Consider the following 8,393-nt stretch of genomic DNA (forward strand, 5'->3'; position numbering starts at 1 on the left):
GATATCGAACCGGTAGCATGAATGAAGTTTTGAAAGAAGAAATGCCCGATGAACGCACAACAACTTAAACAACTGCTCAACGATGTAAAAGATGGCCGGTTGGCTATAGAAGATGCCGTGGCAGAGCTTAAAAAACTGCCGTTTGAGGATATGGGATTTGCCCATCTGGATACGCATCGCGAACTTAGAAACGGTTATCCGGAGGTCATATACTGCGCCGGTAAAACAACCGATCAAGTAACGGCAATAGTAAAAAGGATGCTAGAACTGGATTACAGCAATATACTGGCCACCAGGGCCGATAGTAACGTTGCTCAAGCTCTCCGGGCATTAACACCCAATGTCGAGTACAGTGCAACAGCACGCATAGCTGTGATAAACCGCAAGCCGTTGCCACAGCCGGCCGGCACTATAGCGGTGGTAACAGGGGGTACATCCGATATGCCCGTAGCTGAGGAGGCCGCCTATGAACGCCAATGTGGTTATAGCGGTAGCTGGTATGGAAGGCGCGTTGGCCAGCGTAGTGGGCGGTTTGGTAGATAAACCGGTTATTGCAGTGCCGACCAGCGTCGGTTATGGCGCCAATTTCCACGGCTTGGCCGCGCTGCTGTCCATGCTTAACAGCTGCGCATCCGGCGTGGCTGTGGTAAACATAGACAACGGTTTCGGTGCCGGTTATATAGCCAGCATGATAAATCATATTTAAAATCGATATTTAAAGCCGTGCCATATGGCACGGCTTTTTAACAGTTTATGGCGTTATAGCCATTTGTGAGCTTTATATTGCTCTCTATAACCCTCTCCATATAATCGCAGCGCTGTTTATCTATAGCCGGCAATAAATCGGCGTTTTGCTGCTGATAAGATAGTATCGCTCCGGTTGGTACTACGCGGCGTTCATCTACTTTGATGCCCTCAGCCACCACGCTTATACCGACATAACACCAGTCCCCTATATCGGCATTGGATATAACCGATCTATACCCTATAAAACAGTGAGCCCCTATATTGCACGGTGCATGGATTACGCAGCCATGACCCAAAGAGGTCCGCGGTCCTATAGCCACGCATGCATCGCCCAACGTATGTATGATTACGCCATCTTGGATATTGCAGTCGTCGCCTATGGTTATAGACCCTACGGTATACATATCTGTCAATTCATCAGCTCTTATGACGACATTAGGCCCTATGTAAACGCGTCTGCCTATATGGACATTACCGACGATAACAGCGGTTGGATCAATATATGCCGTATGATCGATCTGAGGATAATGTCCGTTTATGTTTTCCCTTATCATTATATCGCCTCCCCATATTATCTGCTATTAGTACTTGGTCACATATGATAATATACCACGATTTCCTGCTTTAATCAACTTAAAAATTAATTGTTCAGGTTTTTCTTCTCTCCGGTCACAGTATAAATAACCCATTCACATATGTTGGTCGTATGATCCGCTATCCGCTCTATATACCTCGCTACTAACAGTAAATACATGGCTTGCAGTATTGTAGAATTATCATCCATCATTATGGAAATTATTTCACGAAAAATATTTCTATATATTCCATCTATAACATCATCTCTTATGCAAACCTCTTCCGCCAAAGCAACATTTTCATTGACATATGAATCTAGAGCATCTTTTATCATCCCTATGGTCGTCTTGGCCATTTGCGGTATATCTATAAGGGGTTTTATATAATTCTGACCATCCAACCGTATAGTAGTCTTGGCTATATCCACTGCATAATCACCTATGCGTTCCAGATCAGTGCTTATTTTAAGCGCGGCACATATAGTCCTCAAGTCTTTAGCCAATGGTTGCTGAGTAGCTATCAAAGTAACGCACTTGTCCTGTATCTCCAATTCCATATTATCCGGTATATCATCATCTTTTATAACGCTCTCAGCTATCTCCATATCGCGCTGTAATAACGAGTCAATAGCGCCATCTATACTATCCTCGACCACGCTGCCCATACGCAGTACCATATTATGCAATTCGCTTAGTTCTTCGTTAAAATGCTCGCGCATAACCATTGTCGCCATCTCCTTTTAATTATTATTAATCAACCGAATCTTCCCGTAATATAATCCTCGGTACGCTTATCTTCCGGCTTATAAAACAACTTTTCGGTCTGCCCCCACTCTATCATCTCTCCCATGAGAAAGAAAGCCGTATAATCGGATATACGCGCAGCTTGCTGCATGTTATGCGTTACGATTACTATAGTATATTTCTCTTTCAAGTGATCTATGAGATCTTCAATTTTCGCCGTGGATATAGGATCCAAAGAGGCCGTGGGTTCATCCATAAGCACTACTTCCGGTTCAACTGCCAGCACCCTTGCTATACACAATCGCTGTTGCTGTCCGCCGGACAGACCCAATGCCGATTTTTTAAGCCTGTCGTTGACCTCATCCCATAGAAACGCAGCTTTCAGGCTCCTTTCCACTATAGCGTCCAGCTCATATTTATTCTTTACGCCATGTATCCTCGGCCCATAAGCGATATTATCGTAAACGCTCATCGGAAACGGATTGGGCTTTTGAAAGACCATGCCTACACGTTTGCGCAGGTCTATAACATCGTAATCTTTATATATATTTTTACCGTCCATAAATACGTCACCTGTAATGGAAACACCGTTTATCAAGTCATTCATACGATTTATAGTCCGCAAAAACGTCGACTTGCCACAACCTGACGGTCCTATGAGCGCTGTTACTTTATTAGCCTCTATATTAATATTTATGTCTTTAAGGGCCTGGAAATCACCATAAAACAAATTTAAATCATGTACCTCTATTTTATCCATTAATACAACCTCTCCCACAAATATTATTCTATTCCCCTTCCTCGGAAGCGATAAATTTATAGCCTACGCCGCGTATAGTTTCTATATATTTGGCCTCGTCCATATTATCTCCCAGCTTTTGCCTTATATGTCGTATATGGACATCTACTGTTCGGGTTTCACCGAAATACTCATATCCCCATACCTGATCTAGTAAATAATCCCTTGACAGCACCTTGCCCTGATTTAGAACCAATAATTTCAACAATTCGAATTCTTTGAGCGTGAAATCTAATTTATTGCCGTTTTTATATACCTCATACTTTGACGTATCTATAGTTAAACCGCCTAATTTTATTATTTTAGGCTCCATATCGCTATTCTCCGTTCTCCTTAAAAGAGCCTTAACGCGTGCTATCAATTCTCTTATACCGAACGGCTTGGCAATATAGTCATCAGCTCCTATTTCAAGCCCTACTACCTTGTCTATCTCTTCTCCTTTAGCAGTAAGCATAATGATCGGGACTTTGGCAGTAGCAACCGACGCTCTCAGCGTTTTACACACTTCCAACCCATCTATGCCGGGCAGCATTATATCCAATATGATGAGGTCCGGAACCTGCTGACGGCAAAATTTCAATGCCGTCTCACCATCCTCCGCAACTTCGACTTTATAGCCCGCACTCTCTAAATTAAAACGAATCAGCTCCAATATGTGCGCTTCATCATCTACTACCAAAATAGTTTCATTAGGCATCCGCCGTCCTCCTCGACATATTCTCTTCTTACATTATAATGCACAAATGCCTTCATGTCCAATCATTCTTCGGTCTCATCGCGCTCATTCAAAAGTTTTTTAAGTTCATCCATGAATGTATTCACATCTCTAAACTGCCTGTAAACCGATGCAAAGCGCACATATGCCACCTCATCCAGGTCCTTTAGATGCTGCATGACCATCTCGCCTATCTCATGGCTGGTTATCTCGGATTTAACGTCCGTATATACCTGCTTCTCTATATCCGATACTACAGCTTCTATATCGTCCATAGAAACCGGACGTTTCTCACATGCCTTTATAATACCGTTTTTTATCTTATCAATATCAAAAGGTTCTCTGCGTCCGTCTTTTTTTATAACCATCATCTTTATTTTTTTACGCCTCTATTATATACAAGTTCTATACATATGCGCAATATACAAACATGTTTTCTCGCCTAGCTCACTATACCCGTCAGCGTCAGTACGATCATCAGTATACCCACAACCAGCCTGTAATAGGCGAATGGCTTTAGCGGATGCTTGCCCAAATACGTTAAAAATCTGTCTACCACGACAAGCGCCACTATGAAAGACACTATAAACCCTATGGCCAGAGCAGCCCATTCCAAGGCCGACATAGCGCTGAATCCTTTTAAAAACGAATATCCCGTAGCCGCTATCATAGTGGGCATAGCCAGAAAGAAGGAAAACTCCGCCGCCGCTTTAACCGACATACCGGCTATCATACCTCCCATAATGGTGGATGCCGAACGCGACATGCCTGGAAACAGCGACAAACACTGTACCGTACCTATGAGCAATGCTTGCCGGCCGTTTATTTTATCCATATCATCTACTCTGTAATTCCAGAATATCCGCTCGACCAACAGCATCAATACAGCTCCCACCACGAGCGCTATAGCCACGGTGAAAGAAGAAAATAAATGAGCTTCTACAAAATCGTTTACCAGCAGCCCTATGACGGCAGCCGGTATAAAGGCTATGATTATCTTAAACCAAAGCTTGAATCCCCATTGCCCGGGTTTCATATGCCTGAAAGAATCGGCTATCTTCTTTCTATAATAGAATATTACTGCCAGTATAGCACCCAACTGGATTACTATTTCAAACATTACCGAGAAGCTCTCATCGTTAAAACCGATGAGGTCACCCACTATAATAAGATGACCCGTAGAGGATACAGGCAAAAACTCCGTTATGCCCTCTACTATACCCATTATAAAAGCCTTAAACAAAAGTAACAATTGCTTTATCCCCCTATATCATGCTTTCCATTTGATCGAGAAGACCAGCAAATACCTTAAGCGCCGCTTCTACCGGTTTCGGCGTAGTCATATCCACGCCGGCTTTCTTCAGCAATTCTATGGGATAATCCGATCCGCCGCTTTTTAGAAAGTTTATATATCTATCCACCGCGGGTTTGCCCTCGCTCAATATTTGCTGCGATAAAGCCGTGGCCGCCGAAAAACCCGTAGCATATTTATAGACATAAAAACTGCTGTAGAAATGGGGTATACGCGACCATTCCAAGTCTATCCGATCATCCACCACTATATCCTGCCCATAATATTTTTCATTCAAATTATGGTATATTGATGACATCATATCCGGCGTCAACGATTCACCGATTTCGGCCTTATCATGTACGATCTTCTCGAATTCGGCAAACATGGTCTGACGATACACCGTGCCCCTGAACTGTTCCAGATAGTGGTTTATAAGATACAGCTTCATGCTGCGTTCATCAGTGGTCTTTAGCATATGATCCATGAGCAACGCTTCATTCAGCGTCGATGCCACCTCGGCCACGAATATGCGGTATTCTGCATAGATATACGGCTGTGTTGAGAACGAATAATGGGTATGAAGCGAATGTCCCATCTCATGAGCTATGGTAAATATATCATCCAATCTCCCTTGGAAATTCAACAACACAAACGGGTGAACCCCATAGCATCCCCATGAATAAGCGCCGCTGGTCTTGCCTTGATTCTCGTACACATCTATCCAACCATTTTTAAATCCATGTTCGAGCAGGCTTATATATTCCTCTCCCAAAGGCCGAAGTCCCTCCAATACTCTATCAACCGCCTCTTCATATGATACTTTTATATTTATATCAGGCACCAAGGGTACATATAAATCGTACATATGGAGCTCATCCACGCCCAGCATTTTCTTGCGCAGTTTCACATAACGGTACATAAGATCCATGTTATCATGTATAGCCTTTATAAGGCCGTCGTACACCGATGCAGGCACATTATCGTCATCTAGCGAAGCCGCTAAAGATGAAGGGTATTTGCGCACGCGGCTAAAGAATATATCTTTTTTTACGCTCGAGCTCAACGTAGCTGATAATGTATTTTTCAGTTTTCCATATGTATCATACAACGCCTCGAAAGCATCTTTGCGCACACGACGGTCCTGGCTTTCCATGAACTGCATATAGCGCCCTTTGGTCAGCTCTACCTCATCGCCGTTCTCATCCTTTATAGAAGGAAATTTTATATCCGCATCGTTTATCATGGTAAATATAGTATCTGCCGCTTCGGCCATCTCTCCGGCTTGAGCCAATATCCTCTCCTCCGAGGCTGACAGCACATGTGCCTTCTGCCTCATAATGTCATCTATATAATGCCTGTATAGCTCAAGTTCCGGTTTTTCAGTCATATAGCCGTAGACCTCGTCAGCCGGTATAGCCAATATTTCCGGCACTATAAATGATAAAACGCTCTGCACTTCTATAATAAGGCTCATAGCCCTGTCGGCCAACGCCTGATATTTCGCATTGGCATTATCTTCATCGCGTCGCATACGCGCGTATGTAAAGAGCCTCTCAGCTAACCGGCTTATCTCATCGCGCAATTTAAGCGCGTTATACAGGTTATCCGCCGAATTTAATCCGCCCTTATACCCTTCCATCGCAGGTATCATATCCTTAAGCCTTTTAAAATCCTCTTCCCATTCGTCATCCGATGAATATATATCTTCTAAATGCCACTTATACTTTTTATCGATTTCTTCACGTTTAGGCAATGAATTCATCGCTTTCACCTCCAAAATTCATTTTTATATATTATACCATCTATGGCTCAATAAAAGAAATGGCCTTTCCAAAAAATATTCAGAAAGGCCATTAAATATATTGATTATAATACCCTGTCTATAAATCCCCAAAAGTTGTTGTTAAACAAACTCTCCACATCGCGTTTTATTTCGGCCTCCTTCACCTTCCAGCCGGTTTTACGCAGATCATTGTATTTGTCCGTAAGCACATCGGCTATAATACGGCGTGAATGAGCCCACTTATATATTAGCTGGTCCAATACTCTGGCATCCGAATGCTGTGGTATAAAGCTCACACCCAGGAGTTCGGCTCTCATACGCGTGATCTCATCGACCAGGCTGGGATTGTTCAAAAACCACCAGCATCCGAAAGGCATGAGATTTCTGAATTTACGCGCTGCCACCGCCAACTCATGTTGATTCTCACGCGAAAGCATGGTCACCATAAACTTGTTGTGAGGATACTTCGAGCATAGATATATGACGGCGTTTATATCCGCCTTATATACAGCATCGCCGGCATCCTTCAACTCCGGATTAACCTGCCTGTTTACGCCTATCATCATGGCAAACGGTTTATTTTTCTCACGTGCGACCGGCAACACACAATCCTCTATTATCCTCGCCCTATAAGAGTCCTCAGGCATGATAAAATCATAGGGTAGCGACGCAGCCATATACACCGCATTCATCCTATCCATCCATTCGCTCAAGAAGCGCTTTATTTCGTCAGCGGTCATATCAGATAAATCCTCTTTCACTTCATAACCCCATTGTTGCAGTTGCAGGCAGGCTTGCGGCCATGAATTGAGCAATACATCCAGGCGCAAAGCAGCCTTGAATCTATCATCGTTTTGTAAATCGCTCAACCATTTCTCTCGCTCCGCCGGGTTAAATAGGTCATTGGTCATAACCACCGCTTTTATATTGGCCGTGTCAAAGACTTTATCGGTGTACTGCTCCGCTGTCATACCGGCAAAGAAATCCCTATAGCTCGCTAAATCTCTGCCGGCAGTATCCAATCCCAACTTATCCAACGTAGTCAAAACACCCCTGCACGCTTCGCTGTATGGTGAATGTTCGATAAAGAGCGTGTTCCATATCATATCAGCCTGCTCTTTTTTGGTCATAGACCAGAATTCTTCATATGGCATGCTGGTCCAACGCATCGTCTCAGCTATAAGATAATGATAATTCAGCAACTCATCCACGCCCCATAGCAGCATATCCCCAAACGATGGGGGATAGAGATGCGTATGAACATCAGTTATGGCAACATCTTCTACCGCTTTGTATACGGCCTTCCTTATATCCTCTCGACTATGTAACGACATATCAGCGTAACCTCCTCAAATGTTTTTTCTATTATACCACATTTTACAACAGAATGACACATTTAAAAATTTGTAAGAATCCTACATAAAATTAGTTATATTTTTCTATTGAAATTGCAAAAATGCAATAATACAATTCAAAGTAGGAAGAGGTTAAATATGACAAAAACGAGTAAGATAAGGAATTGCGTTTTTAGAAAATTCAAGATGAGAAACTGATATAAATGGGGTATCATAGATAAAAACGCAAAGAAAATCTTTGGACAAGATACAAAAATCAGTTGCGTATAAAATAGGAAGGATTTTTTTAATGGAACAAAAATTTACTCATCGTTTAGATACACGCAACATAAGTGCAAGTGAAAAAAGACAACATGAATTATCTTTATATTGGGAAACATT

At 42.7% G+C, this 8,393-nt stretch carries 7 protein-coding genes and 2 pseudogenes; 1 reads left to right on the forward strand and 8 read right to left on the reverse strand.

Annotated elements, in window-relative coordinates:
- Positions 1–48 precede the first annotated feature (48 nt).
- Positions 49–706 (forward strand): annotated as a pseudogene (locus JG770_RS10525) (AIR carboxylase family protein).
- Between the two features lie 37 nt (positions 707–743).
- On the opposite strand, the gene JG770_RS10530 reads toward JG770_RS10525, so the two are convergent.
- The 8 genes and pseudogenes from JG770_RS10530 to JG770_RS10565 all read right to left on the reverse strand — a co-directional run bounded on the left by JG770_RS10530 (position 744) and on the right by JG770_RS10565 (position 7,991).
- Entirely contained in the window at positions 744–1,301 is a 558-nt protein-coding gene (locus JG770_RS10530; RefSeq protein ID WP_291958764.1) for a carbonic anhydrase, read from the reverse strand.
- An 86-nt stretch (positions 1,302–1,387) separates the two neighbouring features.
- A complete protein-coding gene (gene phoU, locus JG770_RS10535; protein WP_363321007.1) occupies positions 1,388–2,041 on the reverse strand; it encodes a phosphate signaling complex protein PhoU in 654 nt (217 codons plus the stop codon).
- 35 nt (positions 2,042–2,076) lie between these two features.
- On the reverse strand, positions 2,077–2,826 hold the full coding sequence (pstB, locus tag JG770_RS10540; protein WP_291958769.1) for a phosphate ABC transporter ATP-binding protein PstB: 750 nt from the start codon (positions 2,824–2,826) through the stop codon (positions 2,077–2,079).
- Between the two features lie 28 nt (positions 2,827–2,854).
- Positions 2,855–3,562 (reverse strand): response regulator transcription factor, encoded by a 708-nt coding sequence (locus tag JG770_RS10545; protein WP_291958771.1) that lies wholly within the window; start codon positions 3,560–3,562, stop codon positions 2,855–2,857.
- Positions 3,563–3,624: 62 nt separating this feature from the next.
- Positions 3,625–3,969: pseudogene (nrdR, locus tag JG770_RS10550) on the reverse strand (transcriptional regulator NrdR); the annotation flags it as partial.
- 53 nt (positions 3,970–4,022) lie between these two features.
- Complete coding sequence (locus JG770_RS10555) at positions 4,023–4,832, reverse strand: undecaprenyl-diphosphate phosphatase (RefSeq protein ID WP_291958772.1); 810 nt, start codon at positions 4,830–4,832, stop codon at positions 4,023–4,025.
- A gap of 13 nt (positions 4,833–4,845) precedes the next feature.
- Positions 4,846–6,636, reverse strand: a complete 1,791-nt coding sequence (pepF, locus tag JG770_RS10560; RefSeq protein WP_291958773.1) for an oligoendopeptidase F — start codon at positions 6,634–6,636, stop codon at positions 4,846–4,848.
- Between the two features lie 104 nt (positions 6,637–6,740).
- Complete coding sequence (locus JG770_RS10565; protein ID WP_291958775.1) at positions 6,741–7,991, reverse strand: glucuronate isomerase; 1,251 nt, start codon at positions 7,989–7,991, stop codon at positions 6,741–6,743.
- Positions 7,992–8,393 lie beyond the last annotated feature (402 nt).

The organism is Mahella sp. (genome assembly GCF_020054945.1).
Lineage (GTDB): Bacteria > Bacillota > Clostridia > Mahellales > Mahellaceae > Mahella.

Bases quoted from the DNA above. Each gene is read 5' to 3' on its own strand.
- phoU (WP_363321007.1), bottom strand. From the start codon at position 2,041: ATGCGCGAGCATTTTAACGAAGAACTAAGCGAATTGCATAATATGGTA.
- JG770_RS10530 (WP_291958764.1), bottom strand. From the start codon at position 1,301: ATGATAAGGGAAAACATAAACGGACATTATCCTCAGATCGATCATACG.
- JG770_RS10545 (WP_291958771.1), bottom strand. From the start codon at position 3,562: ATGCCTAATGAAACTATTTTGGTAGTAGATGATGAAGCGCACATATTG.
- pstB (WP_291958769.1), bottom strand. From the start codon at position 2,826: ATGGATAAAATAGAGGTACATGATTTAAATTTGTTTTATGGTGATTTC.
- JG770_RS10565 (WP_291958775.1), bottom strand. From the start codon at position 7,991: ATGTCGTTACATAGTCGAGAGGATATAAGGAAGGCCGTATACAAAGCG.
- pepF (WP_291958773.1), bottom strand. From the start codon at position 6,636: ATGAATTCATTGCCTAAACGTGAAGAAATCGATAAAAAGTATAAGTGG.